Source organism: Sporosarcina aquimarina (genome assembly GCF_023715615.1).
GTDB lineage: Bacteria > Bacillota > Bacilli > Bacillales_A > Planococcaceae > Sporosarcina > Sporosarcina aquimarina_A.
On the sequence record NZ_JAMBOM010000001.1, the window covers coordinates 1,115,815 to 1,135,709 of the forward strand.

17 protein-coding genes are annotated in these 19,895 nt (G+C 42.0%); 15 read left to right on the forward strand and 2 right to left on the reverse strand.

The window, feature by feature from the left end; genetic code table 11:
- The 12 genes from M3197_RS05230 to M3197_RS05285 all read left to right on the forward strand — a co-directional run bounded on the left by M3197_RS05230 (nucleotide 1) and on the right by M3197_RS05285 (nucleotide 12,304).
- Nucleotides 1-1,179, forward strand: coding sequence for a CCA tRNA nucleotidyltransferase (locus M3197_RS05230; RefSeq protein ID WP_251659312.1), 1,179 nt, complete (start codon nucleotides 1-3; stop codon nucleotides 1,177-1,179).
- The gene (locus M3197_RS05235; protein WP_251659314.1) at nucleotides 1,157-2,137 is read left to right on the forward strand and encodes a biotin--[acetyl-CoA-carboxylase] ligase; all 981 of its coding nucleotides are present in this window, start codon (nucleotides 1,157-1,159) and stop codon (nucleotides 2,135-2,137) included. Before M3197_RS05230 ends, M3197_RS05235 begins: the two co-directional genes overlap by 23 nt.
- Nucleotides 2,138-2,377: 240 nt before the next feature.
- Entirely contained in the window at nucleotides 2,378-3,217 is an 840-nt protein-coding gene (gene panB / locus M3197_RS05240) for a 3-methyl-2-oxobutanoate hydroxymethyltransferase (RefSeq protein WP_251659316.1), read from the forward strand.
- 14 nt (nucleotides 3,218-3,231) lie between these two features.
- Nucleotides 3,232-4,080 (forward strand): pantoate--beta-alanine ligase, encoded by an 849-nt coding sequence (gene panC / locus M3197_RS05245; RefSeq protein ID WP_432813978.1) that lies wholly within the window; start codon nucleotides 3,232-3,234, stop codon nucleotides 4,078-4,080.
- 3 nt (nucleotides 4,081-4,083) lie between these two features.
- The gene (gene panD, locus M3197_RS05250) at nucleotides 4,084-4,464 is read left to right on the forward strand and encodes an aspartate 1-decarboxylase (RefSeq protein WP_251659320.1); all 381 of its coding nucleotides are present in this window, start codon (nucleotides 4,084-4,086) and stop codon (nucleotides 4,462-4,464) included.
- 197 nt (nucleotides 4,465-4,661) lie between these two features.
- Nucleotides 4,662-7,436, forward strand: coding sequence for an ATP-dependent DNA helicase DinG (dinG, locus tag M3197_RS05255; RefSeq protein WP_251659322.1), 2,775 nt, complete (start codon nucleotides 4,662-4,664; stop codon nucleotides 7,434-7,436).
- Between the two features lie 80 nt (nucleotides 7,437-7,516).
- A complete protein-coding gene (locus M3197_RS05260) occupies nucleotides 7,517-8,002 on the forward strand; it encodes a cell wall elongation regulator TseB-like domain-containing protein (RefSeq protein WP_251659324.1) in 486 nt (161 codons plus the stop codon).
- A 7-nt stretch (nucleotides 8,003-8,009) separates the two neighbouring features.
- On the forward strand, nucleotides 8,010-9,233 hold the full coding sequence (locus tag M3197_RS05265; protein ID WP_432813968.1) for a pyridoxal phosphate-dependent aminotransferase: 1,224 nt from the start codon (nucleotides 8,010-8,012) through the stop codon (nucleotides 9,231-9,233).
- A 54-nt stretch (nucleotides 9,234-9,287) separates the two neighbouring features.
- Complete coding sequence (gene asnS / locus M3197_RS05270) at nucleotides 9,288-10,583, forward strand: asparagine--tRNA ligase (protein WP_251659326.1); 1,296 nt, start codon at nucleotides 9,288-9,290, stop codon at nucleotides 10,581-10,583.
- Nucleotides 10,584-10,609: 26 nt separating this feature from the next.
- On the forward strand, nucleotides 10,610-11,323 hold the full coding sequence (locus tag M3197_RS05275) for a DnaD domain-containing protein (RefSeq protein WP_251659328.1): 714 nt from the start codon (nucleotides 10,610-10,612) through the stop codon (nucleotides 11,321-11,323).
- 5 nt (nucleotides 11,324-11,328) lie between these two features.
- A complete protein-coding gene (nth, locus tag M3197_RS05280) occupies nucleotides 11,329-11,979 on the forward strand; it encodes an endonuclease III (protein ID WP_251659330.1) in 651 nt (216 codons plus the stop codon).
- The gene (locus tag M3197_RS05285; RefSeq protein ID WP_251659332.1) at nucleotides 11,972-12,304 is read left to right on the forward strand and encodes a YpoC family protein; all 333 of its coding nucleotides are present in this window, start codon (nucleotides 11,972-11,974) and stop codon (nucleotides 12,302-12,304) included. Before nth ends, M3197_RS05285 begins: the two co-directional genes overlap by 8 nt.
- 42 nt (nucleotides 12,305-12,346) lie before the next feature.
- Here M3197_RS05285 and M3197_RS05290 read toward each other — a convergent pair whose 3' ends face one another.
- Both M3197_RS05290 and recU read right to left on the reverse strand, forming a co-directional pair.
- Entirely contained in the window at nucleotides 12,347-15,094 is a 2,748-nt protein-coding gene (locus M3197_RS05290) for a penicillin-binding protein 1A (RefSeq protein ID WP_251659334.1), read from the reverse strand.
- Nucleotides 15,095-15,102: 8 nt separating this feature from the next.
- Complete coding sequence (recU, locus tag M3197_RS05295) at nucleotides 15,103-15,729, reverse strand: Holliday junction resolvase RecU (protein WP_251659335.1); 627 nt, start codon at nucleotides 15,727-15,729, stop codon at nucleotides 15,103-15,105.
- A gap of 180 nt (nucleotides 15,730-15,909) precedes the next feature.
- On the opposite strand from recU, the gene M3197_RS05300 reads away from it, so the two are divergent.
- The 3 genes from M3197_RS05300 to M3197_RS05310 are packed head-to-tail and all read left to right on the forward strand — an operon-like array spanning nucleotide 15,910 to nucleotide 19,826.
- On the forward strand, nucleotides 15,910-16,287 hold the full coding sequence (locus M3197_RS05300; protein WP_251659337.1) for a YppE family protein: 378 nt from the start codon (nucleotides 15,910-15,912) through the stop codon (nucleotides 16,285-16,287).
- Entirely contained in the window at nucleotides 16,277-18,559 is a 2,283-nt protein-coding gene (locus M3197_RS05305; protein WP_251659338.1) for a DEAD/DEAH box helicase, read from the forward strand. Before M3197_RS05300 ends, M3197_RS05305 begins: the two co-directional genes overlap by 11 nt.
- Nucleotides 18,549-19,826: a ribonuclease H-like domain-containing protein gene (locus M3197_RS05310; RefSeq protein WP_251659340.1), complete on the forward strand. Its 1,278-nt coding sequence runs from the start codon at nucleotides 18,549-18,551 to the stop codon at nucleotides 19,824-19,826. The genes M3197_RS05305 and M3197_RS05310 overlap by 11 nt, the downstream gene beginning before the upstream one ends.
- The last annotated feature ends 69 nt before the right edge of the window (nucleotides 19,827-19,895 follow it).

Genomic DNA, 19,895 nt, shown 5'->3' on the forward strand with positions numbered 1-19,895 from the left:
ATGTTTGGAACTACTCAAAGCCGTACAGTCATCACTCGTTTGAACGAATTGGGGCATGAAGCTGTTTTTGTAGGTGGAGCTGTTCGAGACTTTCTTCTTGGTAAAGAACCAACGGATATCGATATTGCCACTTCAGCGACCCCAGAACAAGTAAAATCTGTTTTCAGGAACACAATTGACCTCGGAACAGAGCATGGCACCGTATTGGTGATTGAATCAGGTGAACCGATTGAAGTGACGACTTTTCGTACCGAAGGAACATATTCAGATAATCGGAGACCAGATGAAGTCCATTTTGTAACTTCTCTAGAAGAAGATTTGAAAAGACGAGATTTTACCATCAATGCCCTCGCTCTTCGGATTGACGGAGAAGTGGTAGATCCTTTTAAGGGTAGAGAAGATTTGTCAACGAAAACAATTCGGGCCGTTGGGAATGCGAGTGAACGCTTTAATGAGGACGCGCTTCGAATGATTCGGGCAGTCCGGTTTGTATCTGTGCTTGGATTTGAATTGGAAAACTCGACGAAAGATTCGATTACATTGCTGGCCAGTACTGTTAAAACTCTCTCTGTTGAGCGGATTAAAACTGAGTTCGATAAATTGTTTCAAGGTACATTTGCTCACGATGCTTTGAAGTTACTAGCAGAAACCAATTTGTCGGAGGCACTTCCTTTATTTCCCCCGAGGCAAGATACATGGTTGCAGTGTGCCCCATTCCGAAATTCCCTTGAAGGGTGGGCATCCTTGATGATTGCTGGTAATTACGATGCATCCGAAGTCGTACGAGCATATAAATTATCAAACAAGGAACGATTGTATTTACAATCGATACAAAAGTTCTTTAAAATTAGACAACTGCGCGCTTATACAATCGATGATTATTACGTAGCAGATTATTCGACGCTAGTTTCTGTTGAAAAGATGGTACGTGCGTTTACCAATCAAGTAACAATCGCAGAAGACGAGATTAACACAGCGATGAACGGGTTGCCGATCCATTCCAAGCAAGAGTTAGAGGTAAAAGGTGAACAGCTGATGGAATGGACAGGTAAAAAAGGAGGAAGATGGCTAGGAGAAGCGATTCAAGCCATTGAGCACGCGGTCCTGTATCAAGTAATTTCGAACGAACAGAATGCAATAAAGGAATGGTTTTTACATGAATACGAATGTGAAAAGTGAGTTACTGAAACGAATGTCGGCAGGAAAAGACAATCCGGTGTCAGGACAGCTATTGGCAGATGAGTATGGTGTATCTCGCACCGCCATCTGGAAATATGTAAAAGAACTTGAAAGTGAAGGGTATGAAATTGGTACGATTCGTAAAAGAGGGTATTACTTAATCGACTCACCAGATACTGTAGGTCCTGCTGCAGTCCAACAGTTTTTGCAAACGGAAAACTACGGACGTATCATTCATCATGTTGAATCGTGCCCGTCGACCCAGATACTGGCACATGAAGAAGCCCAAAATGGTGCAGCCGACGGGACAGTCATTATTGCGGATGAGCAAACGGCAGGCAAAGGTAGATTATCTCGTCCCTGGTCATCTGTTGCTGGAAAAGGAATTTGGATGAGTGTTATTACACGACCCAGGTTAACTCCCCAACAGGCACCTCAAATGACTCTTGTGGCTGCAGTCGCTATTGTACGTGCTATCGAAGAGCTGACAACTGTCACGCCGACTATAAAATGGCCGAACGACATTTTGGTGGGTGGTCGTAAACTAACAGGGATTCTAACAGAGCTTCAAGCAGATCCAGATCGTGTAAAAGCCATTATACTTGGAATTGGCATGAACGTTAATCAGCAGTCAGAAGAGTTCCCAGAAGAGATTCGTTCAATTGCCACATCACTTTGTATCGAAGAAGGTCAACCAATTAGCCGTGCCAAATTGGCGGCAAAAGTCTTGGATTACTTGGAATTATACGTGGCGTTATATGTAGAAAAAGGATTCGCCCCCATTAAACTCCTTTGGGAAGGCTACGCAGACTCTATCGGCAAACGGGTTCGCATCTCGACGCTTCAAGACACATATGAAGCGACTGCTAAAGGCATTTCAGAAGACGGTAGACTTGAAGTCGAGCTGGATGATGGAACAATACGAGGCATCTATTCAGCTGATATTCACATTGTCTGAACAATTAAAAACCATTTGGCAAGTACCCACATTGAGTGTTATAGTGATTGAGAAGGGCGATATCATATTGAATCGCACCTGTAATACCGGTACGTGAACACAATTTAATAAATCTGCCTTGATCATATTGACAGGGACGGAGGAAACCTATGACGATATCCTACACAACCCTTCTGTCTTCTTATGACTAGAAGGGTTTTTATGTTTTGGTTTTCTCCTGAATAGGAGAGGAGAAGAACAATGAAAACGATTACGGAATTGAAACGAATGAAAGCAGAGGGGAACAAAATTGTGATGATGACAGCATATGACTACCCTACGGCGGTTTTTGCTGAAAAATCGGATGTTGACATTTTACTAGTTGGGGATTCTCTTGGAATGGTCGTTCTGGGGTATCCATCTACTGTATATGTGACTTCAGAGGACATGGTTCATCATGGAAAAGCGGTAAGGCGTGGTGCGAAAGATACGTTTCTTGTTGTCGATCTGCCCTTTGGTACGTTCAGAGGGTCACAAGATCGAATTCTTAACGAAGCAATCCGAGTCTTTCAAGAAACAGGTGCAGATGCGCTTAAAGTTGAAGGAGCTGATGAAGTATTGGATACGATTCAGCTACTTACGAAAACAGGGATCCCAGTTGTTGCCCATTTAGGATTACTTCCTCAATCGGCATCTGTTATAGGGGGCTACAAAGTACAAGGAAAGACAGCAGATGCTGCACGTAAGCTGTTGGATGATGCAAAAATGTGTGAACAAGCAGGGGCGTGCATGATCGTTGTCGAGTGCATCCCTCATCAGTTGACGGCGCAGTTAACGAAAGCGGTCAATATCCCGATTATAGGGATAGGTGCAGGGGCAGAAGCAGATGGCCAAGTACTTGTGTTCCATGATCTTGTAAAATATGGAGACCACCGTCTGCCGAAATTCGCACAAAGCTTCAGTGATGCTGGAGTAGTCATTCAAGATGGAATTGCATCCTATACCAATGCAGTGCGATCAGGGGCGTTTCCTGACACACAGCACGAGTTTACGATGAAGGAAGAAGAATTGTTGACCTTGTATGGAGGCGAACACGAATGACTGAGACGACTCCAATGCAATCCACAGCTTTAATCTCAAAAATGATTGAATGGCAACAAGAAATGAAAACATCGAAACGGACAATTGGTTTTGTTCCAACGATGGGATTTCTTCATGAAGGTCACGTAGCTTTAATACAGGAAGCGAAAAAGAATAATGACTGCGTGGCAGTTAGTATATTCGTAAACCCTACCCAATTTGGACCAGGGGAGGATTTTGAAGCATATCCTCGCAAGTTAGATGCTGATATAAGACTTGCTTCGCAAGCGGGTGCAGACATTGTATTTTGTCCTGAGGTAAAGGAAATGTATCCAACTGACGGAGGGATACGTATAATGCCAGGTCCTCTTGCAGACCAGTTATGCGGAATATCCCGTCCAGGTCATTTTGATGGCGTGTTGAAAGTTGTCTTAAAGCTCGTTAATATCGTGCAACCAAACAATGTGTATTTTGGCATGAAAGATGCACAACAACTTGCGATTATTGAGACATTTTTCCGAGATTACAACTGTCCAGCAACCATAGTTCGTGTTCCGACAGTTCGGGAGATAGATGGATTGGCCAAAAGCTCGAGGAATGTGAATCTTTCTGTACAAGAACGAAACGAGGCACCAGCGATATATGAAGCCTTGCAACAAGGGCAAGTTTTAGTCCTTGAAGGGGTCGCAATTGATGCAGTTAAACAATTTGTCACAGATGTACTCGAGAAAAAGACGTCAGGAGTCGTTGACTATCTATCAATACTGACCTATCCACAATTGGAAGAACCGACCGCTATGTCGAAAAATCTAATTATTGCTTGCGCTGTCCAATTTTCAAAAGCTCGTTTAATCGATAATATCATTTTTGAGAGGGAAGGCTGAATCATGTTCCGTACGATGCTTACAAGTAAACTACACCGCGCTACTGTAACAGAAGCCAATTTGAATTATGTAGGAAGCATTACAATTGACGAAGACTTACTAGATGCTGCCAATATCCTCGTTAACGAAAAAGTTCAGATCGTCAACAATAACAACGGGGAACGATTCGAAACGTATACCATCCCAGGAAAACGTGGAAGTGGCATGATCTGCGTTAATGGTGCTGCTGCAAGGCTCGTCCAACCAGGAGATATCGTCATTATACTTGCGTATGCACTCATGGCGGATGAAAAAGCACAACAGCATGTACCAACGGTCTTACTCATGGATGAGCACAATAAAATACAACAAATCATCCAAGAATCCCACGGAGTTATTGTTTAATAAACTCTATGTGAATTGCGTTGAGAAACACACACTCAATTCGAATATAAAACTAATTGACTATCCAGAATCAGTATTCTATGACTTTCTGGATAGCATTTTTATTTTTTGTCCTGTTCGTACCCTTCCTTTAGAGCCTAGACTGAATATATGGTACAATCTGCAGTAGGAAACCGATACAGGAAGTTGATGAATCCATGGAAAATCTAAAATTTGCAGTAGTCGATTTGGAGACAACCGGTCATTCCTCTGAAAAAGGCGACCGGATTATTCAAATTGCCATCATGTTCATTGAAGATGGCATCCTCACAAACGAGTATGTCCGCTTTGTCAATCCCGGTCAAAAAATCCCTGTTTTTATACAAGAACTAACGGATATCACGAACACCGAGGTAAAAGATGCACCGTTATTTGAAGAAATTGCACAAGAAGTAAGGGATTTATTAGAGGGATGGATTTTTGCTGCTCACAACACGAATTTCGATTTAACATTTCTGCAAAAAGAGTTTCAACGTTGTGGAATTTCTCGATGGCAGGGAAAACAAATCGACACAGTCGAATTTTCGAAAATCATGTTTCCGTCGGCTGTCAGCTATCGTTTAAAAGAATTGACAGAGGAACTTGAAATCGAACTTTCCGCTGCTCACAGGGCAGATGATGATGCAAGAGCGACAGCCCACTTATTGCTTAAATGTATTGAAAAAGTCAATTTGCTTCCTGAACAAACTATAACTCGTTTACATAAGCGCTCCTTTTCGCTGAAAACAGATCTATCCGTAATATTCTATCTTGCACTAGTAGAAGCGCGTCAAAAAACTGCTCATTCGCATCTTTCTCATTTCAGGGGCATTCCTTTTCAGCAGACCCAAAAAATCCAAAATGTAGAATCGAGAGAAATTACCTATCCAATCAGTCAAGATGAAAAAGACCAGTTGCTCATTCAAGCTTATCCGTCCTACGAATCTAGAATGGCTCAACTACAATTCATGGATGCTGCTTGGAAATCGTTGCGCACAGGAACGGAGATCATGGTTGAGGTGCCTACAGGAATAGGAAAGACCGTATCCTATTTACTGCCTGCGGCCATTCGTGCAGTGGAAACAAAACAGGCAGTCATTGTGAGTACGTATACCAATCATTTGGCAGATAAAATTATGGAAGAAGAAATTGACGTCGTCTCGAGAGCACTATCGGTTCCCGTTCAAGCTACCGTGTTGAAGGGCAGTTCAAATTATATCTCACTAGCAAAGTTTGCTGAACTGTTGTTAAGTGGCGAATCGAGTTATGACAATATCTTCACTGAAATGCAACTGTTAGTGTGGCTGACGGAAACCACGACGGGCGATGTCAACGAACTCAATCTATCAGGTGGCGGCATGTTGTATATCGATCGAATCCGCAAACGCTCTTCGGTTCTTGCAGAAGATGAAGTCGGAGTGGATTTTCATCAAATCGCCTTGGAAAATTGCCGTCATGCAGATATTGTCATTACGAACCATGCATTACTTCTCAGCGATGGAGCCAGTAAGGAACAAATCGTTAAGGAATCTTGTGGGTTGGTTGTCGATGAAGCCCATCAGTTTATACACGCGGCCTATAAAACAAATGAAATCATCTTCTCCTATACGAATTGGAAATATGTATTGGGACAAATCGGTTCTGAAGCAGATGACCAGATTAGTCGTCGCATCGAAGCGATCCTCATACGAAAGAGAGTACATCGTTCACGCGAGCGTTCAAATCTTTTGATAGCATTCGAAAAATTCTCTTCTTCTTTTGACGCTGCTATCCATGAATTAATAGGGTCAGAATCAGTTCAAAGGGGACATGTAAAGGGTAGTCGACTTCATGTTGCTTTGGAGGACATCTCAGTAGACCGGATCGTATTTGAAACTGTCTTCCAATCGATGAATCGTTTTATTGAGCAAGCTTCGATATATGTCAAACGATTGGATCAGGAAGTGGAAAGTCTTTCCGATAAAGAACAGGCAATTCTAGCAGAATGGCATTATTGGATAGATGAGCTTCGCGTGAAAATCGGAGAATGGGTCGAATTATTCCTTGATTCTGAAACGGATGGAACTGTTTGGATGGAGCAAGACCAAAGAAGTATCCCGGGAAGTCTTACAGTTATTAAAAGTCCGATTGACAGCGCACCCGTAATTCGTAATTCCTTAAATTCATTTTTCACTAAGGAAAAAGGTGTAATATGGACATCTGGGACATTATCTGTGAAAAGTGATGAGCGTTTTGTTGCACGGCAATTAGGAATTGCCCCTGAGGTGCCCGTTTTGAAGTTGCTTGCACCTGAACACTTCTATACAGGTGCCCAGATCTTTCTCGTCGACGATATGCCAAACATACAACAAGTCGCACAACAAGAATACGTGGAAGAAGTGGCAGAGGCAATTGTCCAAACAGTTATGGTTACTGAGGGAAGACTTTTTGTTCTGTTTACCTCACAAGATATGTTAAATCAAACCCATGAACTCGTTTCAGACAGTGGATTATTGGAAGACTACGCACTCATCGCACAAGGCATTAGCTCAGGTAGTAGGTACCGATTGTTGAAATCATTCCGTCAGTATGAAAAAGCAGTATTGTTCGGTACAAATAGTTTCTGGGAAGGGGTTGACGTCCCTGGCAACTCATTGTCGGCGATTATCATCGTGCGTTTACCTTTCTCCTCTCCGTCTGAACCCGTGTTTAAAGCAAAAACTGCCCTACTGAACCAGATGGGGAAAAATGCTTTCACTGCTTATGCATTACCTGAAGCAATTCTGAGACTACGTCAAGGTTTTGGAAGACTGATTCGCTCATCTTCGGATACTGGTTTTTTCATCATCTTGGATCGACGAATTGAAACAAAATCATACGGTAAGAAATTTTTAGAAGCATTGCCAGACGTGCCTGTTAAAAAAGTATCACTTGCACGTATGGTAGATGAACTTAATAATTGCTATAATAAATGAGTCTAACGGACTTGGATGAATGCATTTTTGCACAATCATTCTAGGTCTGTCTATACCCATTAAGAGTGGGATGTGAAATAGTGGTCAACTGGATAAAATTTTTCGTCATTTTTCTCTTCACACTAACAGTAGCTTTTACGTCATTTGTCTTTTACAAAGCGTATCAACCTGCTTCTACATTAAAAGAAAATGCGACCAATCGCGTATTGGATGCGGGTCTTTTAGTAGAAGCAGATCGGGCTGAAGTGTACAATGGCACAACGTCACTTACAGTGGTCTATGGAAAAGATGAAAAAGGTGTTTCTAAAGCCGTTTTTGTAAACGAGAAGGCGAAATCAGATGAGGATTTGAACGTAATTGCTCTTAAAAAAGGCATTACCGCAAAACAAGCATTATCCTCTGTCAAACAAGAAATGAACGTCAACAAACTCATCCATGTTAAACTGGGGGAGGAAGACGATGCCGCTGTATGGGAAGTTGCATTTAAAAATGAGGCCAATAAACTGAATTACGTATATGTCTCATTTTCAGATGGACAGTGGCAAAAGCGAATTTTAAATTTATAGAAAGTGCATGAACGCACTGGTAAAGGGAGCGATGGACTTGGCGAAGCAATTAGCATCCAGAGTAACTACTCTTTCACCTTCAACAACTTTGGCGATTACAGCTAAAGCGAAAGAAATGAAAGAATCTGGTATTGATGTAATTGGTCTTGGTGCAGGAGAGCCTGACTACAATACACCTGAACCTATACTGGAGGCAGCATGGCGTTCTATGAAAGAAGGCAAGACCAAGTACACCCCATCTGGGGGTCTTCCTGCTCTAAAGGATGCAGTCATTGGAAAATTGGAAAAAGATCAAGGCTTAACGTATGCTCGTAGTGAAGTCATGATTGGAATTGGCGCAAAGCATGTATTGTATACATTGTTCCAAACGATTCTAGATCCATTAGATGAAGTGATTATTCCTGCGCCATACTGGGTGAGTTATCCAGAGCAAGTGAAACTTGCAGACGGACTACCTGTTGTCGTTCAGGCGACTGCAGAAGCAGAGTTCAAAGTGACGGCTAGTCAGATTGAGCAAGCCATAACAGAAAAAACAAAGGCACTTATCCTTAACTCTCCTGGCAATCCTACAGGAATGGTGTATACAGAAGAAGAACTAAAAGCGATTGCGAAAGTGTGTAAGGAACATGATATTTGGATTATTTCAGATGAAATTTATGAAAAACTCGTATATGGAACGGCAAAACACGTTTCCATTGCAACATTGTCAGAAGATGCTAAGGAGCGCACGTTCATTATTAACGGTGTTTCCAAATCACATTCGATGACAGGATGGCGTATTGGATTCATTGCGGGGAACGAGAAAGTCGTAAAAGCGATGACAGATCTTGCTAGCCATTCGACATCAAATCCTGTGACGACTTCACAATATGCGGCAATCGAAGCGTATACTGGTTCACAAGATGCAGTAGAAGTTATGCGGAAAGATTTTGGCACTCGCTTAGAACGTATTTATCCGCAAATCCAGGCTATTCCCGGTTTTCATACTGTGAAACCACAAGGTGCATTCTATTTGCTACCTGACGTATCAGAAGCTGTAAAACATACAGGATATGAAAACGTGGATGTGTTTGCAAAAGCATTACTGGAAGAAGCAAATGTGGCAGTCATCCCTGGTAGCGGATTCGGTTCAGAAGAAACGATTCGATTATCCTACGCGACTTCTATTGATTTGTTAGAAGAAGCTGTGCGCCGTATAGACCAATTTGTAAAAGAGAAATGGAACGACTGAACGAAAACTGACTAGGTAGTACTACAAGTACTTAGAAAAAATTTGGAGGCTCTTATGAAAACGATTATGATTCACGAAATGCCTGATCATGAAGGCGAAATAGTTCGAATGGGTGCGTGGCTTGCCAACAAGCGTTCAAGCGGTAAAATAGCATTTTTACAATTACGTGACGGCTCTGGTTTTGTACAAGGGGTTGTTGTTAAGGAAGATGCTGGTGAAGAATTATTTGCTACTGCAAAAGGTTTAACACAAGAGACTTCCTTGTATGTAACAGGTGAGGTCACTGTAGACGAACGTTCAAGCTTTGGCTATGAGCTTCAAGTTCAAGGGATCGAAGTGATTAAAGTAGCAGAAGATTACCCAATCACACCTAAAGAGCACGGAACAGAATTCCTGATGGATCACCGACACCTTTGGTTACGTTCACGGAAGCAACATGCAGTGATGAAAATCCGCGACGAAATTATTCGCGCGACGTATGAATTCTTCCATATGAATGGATTCATCAAAATCGATCCACCGATTTTGACAGGTTCTTCTCCTGAAGGAACTTCAGAGTTATTCCACACGAAATACTTTGATGAGGATGCTTATCTTTCACAATCAGGTCAACTTTACATGGAAGCTGCTGCGATGGCACTTGGTAAAGTATTTTCATTCGGCCCAACATTCCGAGCTGAAAAGTCGAAAACTCGCCGTCATTTAATCGAGTTTTGGATGATTGAGCCTGAAATGGCGTTCGTAGAACATGCGCAAAGTTTAGAAGTACAGGAGCAGTATGTAGCACACGTTGTTCAATCTGTTCTCCAAAACTGCAAACTTGAGCTAGAGCGTCTTGGTCGGGATACTTCGAAATTGGAAAAAATCCAAGCACCGTTCCCACGTATAACGTATGACGATGCAATTGAGTTCCTTCACAAAGAAGGATTCGATGATATTCAATGGGGAGATGATTTTGGAGCACCTCATGAGTCGGCAATTGCGGAAAGTTATGATCTACCTGTATTCATCATGAATTATCCAATCGGTATAAAGCCGTTTTATATGCAGCCACACCCTGATCGTGATGATGTTGTGCTATGTGCAGACTTAATCGCCCCTGAAGGATACGGAGAAATTATTGGTGGATCTGAACGTATTCATGACTATGAACTTATGAAGCAACGGATTGAAGAACACCAGTTAGATGCTTCTGCATACGAATGGTATTTGGAATTAAGTAAATATGGCGCTGTGCCTCACTCTGGTTTCGGTCTTGGATTAGAGCGTACTGTCGCTTGGATTTCAGGCGTTGAGCACGTGCGGGAAACGATTCCGTTCCCACGTCTACTCAACCGTCTGTATCCTTAATAAAGCAACAAGGAGGAGTTCGCCATATGCAACAAGATGAACGGCTCCGGATGTGGATTGAGCAGGGGAATGTTACTATTCCCCAGCTTTTTTTTAACTCTTATAAAAAACTAGGTATCCAGGATTCGGATGCCATGCTCATTTTACAAATGGAAGCCTACCATGCTCAACATATTGAATTTCCAACCCCGTCCGACTTTTCATCCCGGATGAACCTTACTGAAAACGAGGTATCCCAAGTATTGCAGCGTCTCATGCAAAAGGGATATTTGAAAATTGACCAAACTAGTGATTCTAACGGCGTGCTGTTTGAACAATTTTCACTACTTCCTTTATGGGAAGCAGTTTTAGAATGTGAAATTGGGAGTCAAAATAAATCAATAGAAGCACAAGAAAAAGAAGAAGAAGGGCAAATTTTTCACGTTTTTGAACAAGAATTCGGACGTCTTCTTTCTCCTATGGAATGTGAAACGATTGCGATGTGGATTGATCAGGATCATCATGGCATTAATATAATAAAAGCAGCTTTAAAAGAGGCTGTAATTGCTCAGAAACTAAGTATGCGTTACATCGATCGTATTTTGTTTGAATGGAAAAAGAAAAATGTAACGACACTTGCAGATGTCGAAAAACAAACGAAAGCCTTCCGTTCCCCTACGCAATCGATTCGACAGGGAAAAGCACAAGGTACTGTGAAACGGGTTCCTCTTTACAACTGGCTTGAAGATCGGGATGGGTGAGTGAAATGTTAACTAAAACCGAGTGGCAATATTGCTTAGAGGAAATCGACACAATGTTTCCAGATGCACATTGTGAGCTAGTTCACGAAAATGCCTTTGAACTGGTAGTTGCGACACTTTTATCTGCACAATGTACGGACGTGCTAGTCAATCGTGTAACTTCTGAGTTGTTTAAGAAGTACAAAACGCCAGGAGATTATTTGGAAGTTCCAATAGAGGAATTGCAACAAGACATTCGTTCTATTGGTCTCTATCGAAACAAAGCTAAAAATATCCAAGCGCTATCGCTCATGCTTCTAACTCAATTCGGTGGAGAAGTTCCTGAAGATCGCGACATGCTGACAACACTCCCCGGAGTGGGGAGGAAAACAGCGAATGTTGTAGTCTCAAATGCGTTTGGTGTTCCTGCTCTAGCTGTCGATACACACGTTGAACGTGTGGCCAAGCGTTTGGCAATGAACCGATGGAAAGACTCTGTGCTGGCAGTTGAAGAGAAAATCATGAGATGGACACCAAGAGAACGATGGACACAAACACATCATCAACTTATTTTTTTCGGTCGATATCACTGCAAAGCCCAAAGGCCGAACTGTCCGGAATGTCCACTACTTTCTGTATGTCGAGAAGGAAAGAAGAGAATGAAAAATAATGGATAATTCAAAACCTGCTATAACAAAAGACCAAATAATGCTTTACTTTGATAAATGGGAGTCTTTAAAACCTGAAATTCAATTGCTTTATGACCAAAAGCAATCCAATGCTTCAGAGTTGATGGCGATTGCGATTGCACACTATGAAGAATTACTAGAGGTATGTGCACCAGTCGGTGGTTCTGATCGTTGTACTAAGATGGAACCATTGAATGGGGAAGAGCGCCTTCAATTCATTAAGGATAAGATAGTAAGCCCTTTTGCACTCATTCAATTGAATTTGCTTTATACGGAATTGAGGAAGAAGATTGCCCGATTTATCACCCATTAAAAAACAGCGACTTCGTATTTACGAAGTCGCTGTTTTTGGTTGTCAGTTTTCGTCTGCTGTTTTTGTATCATCCGGTTTGGTGGCAGAAGGTTTCGACGAACTGGCTGTATTGGAGTTTGAGTTATTCGAAGGGTTGCTGCTGACGCCATCTTTGTCGTCAGCATCGTCACCTTCTCCGTTATTTCCAGTGTTATTTCCGTCTGTACCATTGCCGTTGTTGCCGTTATTCCCATTGTTGTTTCCATTATTATTGTTCCCGTTATTGTTATTTCCATTATTGTTGTTGTTGTTGTCACTGTTAGAGCCATTATTTTGACCGTCATCCTCTTTGTCCTGATCAGAGTCCCCTTGGTTTTCATCATCAGGATTTTCTTCAGGCACTTCTTCAGTTGCTTGAATCAGAAGCGTTGTTGAAGCAGGGGAGCTTACAAGATTATCTGCTTTTGCAATGACAGAGAACGTATACGTATGACCTGGTTCGACATTTCCGAATGTGAAGGAATTATCGGTTGTCTCTGTAAGTGATTGGGATCCGCCGCCATCTACAGATACTGAAACTGCAAATGAGACATCGCCTTCAAAATCATCAGAATCAGGTTCGTTGTGGTTCCAACTTAAGTCGATTTCCTGGTTATCAGCGTCATATTCTGCACTTAAATCAGTAGGTGCTTCTAGTTCCGTCACTTCTTCCTCAGGCTCTTCCTCTACATATGTGCGCTCAGGAAGAGTTCCACGAACAAATAATTCATCACTTTTCAAGTTGCTTGGTGTGCTGTTCGTTGCCAGCTGAAGCGGTTGAGATCCTGCGACAATTGTAGCTTCTTCAACAGAACTAGGCTTTTTGAATTTCTTCGGATAGTTGCCAGATGTTATATCGCGCATGACTTGACGGAACAATACTTTAGGCATATCGCGTCCGCCTTGGAAGCCAACTATTGGTTCACTTCGTTTTTCATGACCTCCCCAAACGGCAATCGTATAGTCTGTTGTGTATCCTGCAAACCAAGAGTCAGGCACGCTGTATTGGCCAGTAATATTATAAGTCTTTTTGTCGTTAGCTGAGTAGTTAGTTGTACCCGTTTTCCCCGCAATGTCCATTCCAGGAATATTCGCTTTTGTGCCAGTTCCATTTGGTTTTGTCAACACATCACGAAGCATATCTGTCACCATATAAGCGGTGGAATCCTTCATAGCAGAAACTGGATCGGGAGCAAGATTGATTTCAGTTTTACCATCTCGTAAAATTATTTTTTTCACTGCATGTGGAGTGTTGTAGATACCTTCGTTTCCGAAGGCTGCAAATGCTCCTGCCATCTGAAGAGTGGAGAAATCGTTTTCGGATCCGCCAATCGCATCGGACTGAAATAATTTTTTAACTGGCAATCCGAGAGAATTTGCAAACTCCCCAGCGTTTTTATTACCAACTTCTTCAAATGTTTTAATCGCTGGAATGTTACGAGATTCATACACTGCTTGACGCATGGTAATTGGACCCTTAAATCTACCATCGACATTATTTGCTTTAATACCTTTTGTTTTTTCGTCTACGATTGTCTGACCAGTCGACCAGTTCAAGTATTCAATAGCAGGACCATAGTCTAAAATTGGTTTGATGGAAGACCCCGGCTGTCGTTTTTGGTCGCTTGCAAAGTTATGGTTAAATAATTTGTAATCACGACCGCCACCAACTGCCACAATCTCACCAGTTTTTGTATCGACAACCGTCATTCCGGCTTGAATTGTGTCTGACTCAAAGTTACTTGAATCAGCAAGTGCTTTTTCGACAGCCTGTTGTGCGTTTGGATCGAGAGCAGTTTGAATCGTAACCCCATCTGCCTCAATATCTTTGTATCCTGCTTTTTGGAGTTCATCCATAGCAATATCGATATACGCTTGGTATTTAGTATCCATTGGTTTTTCACGTTTCTCTTCTGGAAGAAGAGAAGCGGTAACAGGAATGGACTTTGCGCTTTCCATTTCCTCTTTTGTGATTTTTTCGTGTTGGTTCATAAGTTTCAATACAATATCACGACGCTTTTGCGCACGTTCAGGGTGCTTGAATGGATTGTAAGCATTTGGTGATTGAGGCATTCCTGCTAACATTGCCATCTCCGGTAGCTCCAGCTCATTTAACTCTTTTCCGAAAAAGTACTCAGCACCAGTACCAAATCCGTATTTATTACCTGACATGAGGACCTTGTTGAAATACATTTCAAAAATTTCTTCTTTAGAATAATTTTGTTCTAGCTTAAACGCTAGCCATGCTTCCTGAGCTTTCCGCTTTAATGTTTTTTCATTCGTGAAGAATGAGTTTTTTATAACTTGTTGCGTTAAGGTCGAAGCCCCTTGAGAACCAAAACCGCTTTTAAAATTGGCAAGGACAGCACCACCAAGACGCCATAGGTCTATTCCGTGGTGTTTGTAAAAACGGGAGTCTTCCGTTGCAAGGATTGCGTCTTCCAATTCTTTTGGAATTTTGTCGTATGGGATATATTTTCGCTTTTCATTACCAGTTGTGTAAATAACATTGTCGTTGCGATCTAAAACTTTGGAAGATAGCGGATCTTTCAGTAGACTTTCGTCTAATTTAGGTGCTGTACTCGCATAGTAGGCGAATAATCCTGCACCTGCTATTAAAAATAGTAACCCAATCACGACGATTGCTTTGAATAGGGTCTTGACGAGACTTTTTTTCTTTTTAGGTGTTTTTTTATGTTTCCTTGATGATTTCTGTTCCGCTTCTGCTTGTTGTCTGCGTGCGGTCCTTGAATTTGGAGTATTATTGTCCATTAGGATTCCTACCTTTCAATTCGTTCGCCGGTTGTTTGTTCAACTATACCGGTTAAAGCATGTAAATAGTCTAAACGTGGTTGATAACCTGGCTGTAATTCGATTGACAATTCCTCAAGTTCAGAAATAGGAATCGATTTTCTGCCACCCTCAATCATTCTCGTCCATGTTCCGATGAAGTTTTTAAAAGGTAATACAAAATAGCGATCTAAGAGAGAGAACCGGATTATTAGAAATGCAATACCACCTTGTTCGTGTACTTGAGACATATGCTCAACTTGATGATCATGTATATTTTGTAAAGGAAAAGAAGTTTTGTTTTTCGTCTCCTTCGCTTCAAAATCGACATATTTCCCTTGCCATACGCCGTTGTAGTCCGTTGTGGAAGCAGTCTTGAAGTAAGCTTCAGTGATTACTGCTGCACTTCTCGCCGGGTAACGGACGTTTACAATTTGAATAGGTACAGGTTTTTTATGAATGACTGCGATCCCTCTACTAGTATAATACTCGTTACTGTCATTCAGTTCATCTTCCAACGTTTTCCCTCGATTGCTGAAAGATAATGAAGTTGGTTTGGCAGCAGTATTCGTTGTAGTTGGTATATATTTTTTGCCATTTGGATAGCGTATCGCCAACATACTCACCTCACATCATCAGTGTATCATACCACAATATTGAGACGTTAAAACGTTGTTTAGGTTGCAAACTACAAAAACCTCTCCCTTTTAAAGAGGAATGCACGTTCGTCAATATTGGAACTGAGAGCACTAATTTGATAAACTTAAAATAGAAGTAGTAGAAAGGTGACAAGTAGTATGAGGTTACAACTGTTAACAGAACAATTACTTGAAGTATGTGATGAATGCTTAGTTCGGCATAGCGACATGCGAAATGAAAATCGCGAACCCGACTTTTATAAAGAAGTTAAGCCATACGCCGACCACTGGCATGAAGTGATAGATGAATGGGACGAACTCGTACACCAATGGATTCGTACAAGCCGGCCAAAATACGTACGACCTATTCAAATTTCTACGTTGAATGATTTGATGAAACAATTTACTGTTCAATCCTTTTATCAAAAGACAGGGAAGAAGCGATTTGTTCAATCCATTCAATCCGCCAGTTATACATTAAATACCGTTCGTATCGCATTGGAAAAAGAGAAAAAGGAGGGCGGAGATGGCAAATAACCTAAATCTCCAGTCATTTATTGATGAGTTGAGACAGGACCCGGAATTCGCGAAGAATGTGAAGCATTATAAAGTGACGGAAGGAAAAGATGCTATCTATGCTCCGTTTCCAGAGAAATTACATCCTTCACTCATAACGGCTCTTTCACATAGAGGGATTCATCAATTATATAGCCATCAGCGGAGAGCATTCGACTTCGCACAACAAAAAAAATCATATACAGCGGTAACTCCAACAGCATCCGGTAAATCACTTTGTTATCATTTACCTGTTCTTCAAAGCATATTGGAGAATGAAGCCTCGCGAGCGTTGTATCTCTTTCCTACAAAAGCACTTGCGCAGGACCAATTAGCTGATCTACATGAACTCATTGAAGCGAGTGGAGAGACGGTATTGAGTTATACGTATGATGGGGATACTGCACCTGGACTTAGAACTAAGGTACGCAAATCGGGACACATTGTGTTGACTAACCCAGATATGCTGCATTCTGGAATTCTTCCACATCATACGAAATGGGTATCACTTTTTGAAAACTTGAAGTATATCGTGATTGATGAATTGCATACGTATAAGGGAGTGTTTGGTACACATGTTGCCCATGTGTTAAGACGCTTAAAACGAATTTGTGCTTATTATGGAAGTAACCCGGTGTTCATCTGCACTTCGGCAACCATTGCTAACCCTCAACAACTTGCGGAAAACCTGACGAATTCTTCGATGGAGCTCATTGCGGACAACGGAGCGCCGGCAGGCAAGAAGCATTTCTTGTTTTACAATCCACCTGTTGTTCATGAAACGTTCGGAATTCGTAGGAGTGCTGTCTTGGAAGTTCGGGATATTGCTTCTCGTCTTTATCGAGAAGGGGTTCAAACCATCATTTTTGCAAAAAGCAGGGTGCGTGTAGAAATGCTCGTAACCTATATGAAAGAACTTACCAAAAAGAAATTGATGGATGAGACGATCATGGGGTACCGAGGTGGTTATCTTCCTTCAGAGCGTCGTAAAATTGAAAAAGGACTACGAAATGGGACGATTAAGACAGTAGTTAGTACAAATGCTTTGGAACTTGGTATTGATATTGGTCAACTCCAGGCGTGTGTAATGACAGGTTACCCGGGAAATATCGCAAGTGCATTGCAACAAGCAGGTCGGGCGGGAAGAAGGCAAGATGACGCACTCATCATTTATGTCGCACAGTCGATGGCGCTGGACCAATACATCATTGAGCATCCGGATTACTTATTAGGTGGATCACCTGAGGAAGCGCATATTCACCCTGACAATATTGTCATTCTCATGGATCATCTACGGTGTGCTTCGTTTGAACTGCCTTTTTCGGTGAGCGACCAATATGCAGAGTTCGATGTTCAACAATTATTGGAATTTTTAGCGTCGGAAGGGGTTCTCGTATTAGCAGGGGATCATTGGCACTGGATGACCGAGCGTTTTCCTGCGAGTGAAGTAAGTTTACGATCTGCCTCTCAAGAAAATGTAGTGATTATCGATAAAACCCGTCCTAAAGAAACGACGGTCATTGGAGAAATGGATCGATTCAGTGCAATGACCCTGTTACATGAAGAAGCGATCTATTTGCACCAAGGTACACAATACCAAGTAGAAATGCTGGATTGGGAAGAAAAGAAGGCGTATGTGACAGAAGTGGATGTCGATTACTTCACAGACGCCAATTTAGCTGTTGAGCTGAAAGTAATCAGTGAAGATAAAAAGCAGGAACTCAATTCGCAGACAGTTGCTTTCGGTGATTTAGCCGTTCTTGCCATCCCTACAATTTTTAAGAAAATTCGATTCGATTCTCATGACAATATCGGTTCAGGTCCTATTCATTTGCCAGCTGAAGAGTTACATACTGCATCCACGTGGCTAGCATTTGATGTGCCTGAAGGATGGACAGAAGCTACCCTGACGGATGCCATGACCGGTGCAGCACATGCGATGCAATCTTTTATTCCTTTGTTTGTGCAATGTGACAGAACTGATATTCATGTAGTGCCGCAAGTGAAAGCAGTTCATACTGGAAAACCGACGTTTTTCATCTATGATAGCTATCCTGGAGGTATTGGATTGAGTGAGAAGATGTTTGACCAATGGTATTCATTGCTTTGCCAAGCTGCCTCTCACGTAAGTTCATGTGAATGTGAAGGGGGCTGTCCAATTTGTACAGGTCCGCCCGAATCTGATACAAATTTGAAGCGAGGCGCTTCGGAGCTTTTGAAGAGTTTAGCAGGTGGTGACGTGCATGTCCTATGAACAAAATCTCATGAAGATGAAGGGCATGTTGAAAAAAACAAAAGCCGGCTCTTCAACTCTGAAAGAAACCTCAAAGATTGTTCAAGCGTCATCACCTAGTTACGAATCACAGTGGCTGGCAGCTGGTCTCGAAAAAGAGACCAATCATTACGGGACCGTTTATAAGAAAGTTGTGGACTATGACGAATCCTATACACATGGGAGATATCAATTGACTGAGTTGACGGCCACGTTGCAAAAATGGAAAAGCTCAGGGGAACGACATCCTTTAGCACCAGATCCAGACAAACGACTCCTTTTTTTTGATACGGAAACTACGGGCTTGAAAGGGACCGGAACACTGATCTTTCTGATTGGTTTAATCGAGCAACGAGGCAACGGGTTTAGAATGACCCAATATGTACTGCCCGGTCCTGCTCATGAAGCAGCATTTCTTTATGCGACTGGATTATGGGAAAAGCCGGTCACGCTTGTCATGTATAATGGAAAGAGTTTTGATGTCCCCCAATTGGATACGAGGTGGACAATGAATCGGAACTTACTCCCCCCTTTGCCGAAGCACGATCAGATTGACCTACTCCACGGTTCCAGACGCATTTGGAAACATGAAATGGCGTCGTTCAAATTGCCTGCAGTTGAAGAGGAGCAACTTGGATTTGTTCGAGAAGACGATATGCCGGGGTATTTGGCACCGATTATCTATCAAGATGCAGTGAAAAATGGTCGTGCAGAAATGTTGATGAAGATTTTGCTGCACAATGAGTATGATATTTTGTCACTTGTCACGTTGTATATTCGTTCAACTGAGCTTCTTTTACAAGAGGAGCTATCAGGAACTGCGATTAGCCAAACGAATATTGCCAAGTGGTATGCTGATTTAAAGTCGCATAGTCGTGCAACTGCCGTCTTAGAGCAGGTAATCGAGGAATATGGGACTCAACATCCGACAACTCACTTCCATTTTGGATTTCTATTAAAAAGAGACGGTAAATATGGTGAGTCACTAGAAGCGTTTGGTGTCTGTATGACGAAGTCGACTGGACGTGAACGAATTATTGCACTTGAGGAAATGGCAAAAATTCTTGAGCATAAAAACAAAGATTGCACGAAGGCTCTACAACTTTGTGGAGTTGCCAAGGGTCTGCTTGCACGTGATTCCTCATTGTCTGCATCGTTTTCAAAACGTATGATTGCGGAATTCACAAAAAGGGAAATGAGACTTAAGAGAAAAATATTTCCCGGGCAAGCGCAGTACTCGACAAAATAACACTTCTAATCTTGACGTAAGCAGACAGAATTGGACAGGATATGCTATACTTAGAGCAGTTACCACTGA

What these genes read in the sequence shown, in the direction of transcription:
- M3197_RS05285 (WP_251659332.1), top strand. Translation starts at nt 11,972, where the DNA reads ATGGATAATTCAAAACCTGCTATAACAAAAGACCAAATAATGCTTTAC.
- asnS (WP_251659326.1), top strand. Translation starts at nt 9,288, where the DNA reads ATGAAAACGATTATGATTCACGAAATGCCTGATCATGAAGGCGAAATA.
- panD (WP_251659320.1), top strand. Translation starts at nt 4,084, where the DNA reads ATGTTCCGTACGATGCTTACAAGTAAACTACACCGCGCTACTGTAACA.
- dinG (WP_251659322.1), top strand. Translation starts at nt 4,662, where the DNA reads ATGGAAAATCTAAAATTTGCAGTAGTCGATTTGGAGACAACCGGTCAT.
- M3197_RS05310 (WP_251659340.1), top strand. Translation starts at nt 18,549, where the DNA reads ATGTCCTATGAACAAAATCTCATGAAGATGAAGGGCATGTTGAAAAAA.
- nth (WP_251659330.1), top strand. Translation starts at nt 11,329, where the DNA reads ATGTTAACTAAAACCGAGTGGCAATATTGCTTAGAGGAAATCGACACA.
- M3197_RS05235 (WP_251659314.1), top strand. Translation starts at nt 1,157, where the DNA reads ATGAATACGAATGTGAAAAGTGAGTTACTGAAACGAATGTCGGCAGGA.
- M3197_RS05300 (WP_251659337.1), top strand. Translation starts at nt 15,910, where the DNA reads ATGAGGTTACAACTGTTAACAGAACAATTACTTGAAGTATGTGATGAA.
- M3197_RS05230 (WP_251659312.1), top strand. Translation starts at nt 1, where the DNA reads ATGTTTGGAACTACTCAAAGCCGTACAGTCATCACTCGTTTGAACGAA.
- M3197_RS05275 (WP_251659328.1), top strand. Translation starts at nt 10,610, where the DNA reads ATGCAACAAGATGAACGGCTCCGGATGTGGATTGAGCAGGGGAATGTT.
- panB (WP_251659316.1), top strand. Translation starts at nt 2,378, where the DNA reads ATGAAAACGATTACGGAATTGAAACGAATGAAAGCAGAGGGGAACAAA.
- M3197_RS05305 (WP_251659338.1), top strand. Translation starts at nt 16,277, where the DNA reads ATGGCAAATAACCTAAATCTCCAGTCATTTATTGATGAGTTGAGACAG.
- panC (WP_432813978.1), top strand. Translation starts at nt 3,232, where the DNA reads ATGCAATCCACAGCTTTAATCTCAAAAATGATTGAATGGCAACAAGAA.
- M3197_RS05290 (WP_251659334.1), bottom strand. Translation starts at nt 15,094, where the DNA reads ATGGACAATAATACTCCAAATTCAAGGACCGCACGCAGACAACAAGCA.
- M3197_RS05265 (WP_432813968.1), top strand. Translation starts at nt 8,010, where the DNA reads ATGAACGCACTGGTAAAGGGAGCGATGGACTTGGCGAAGCAATTAGCA.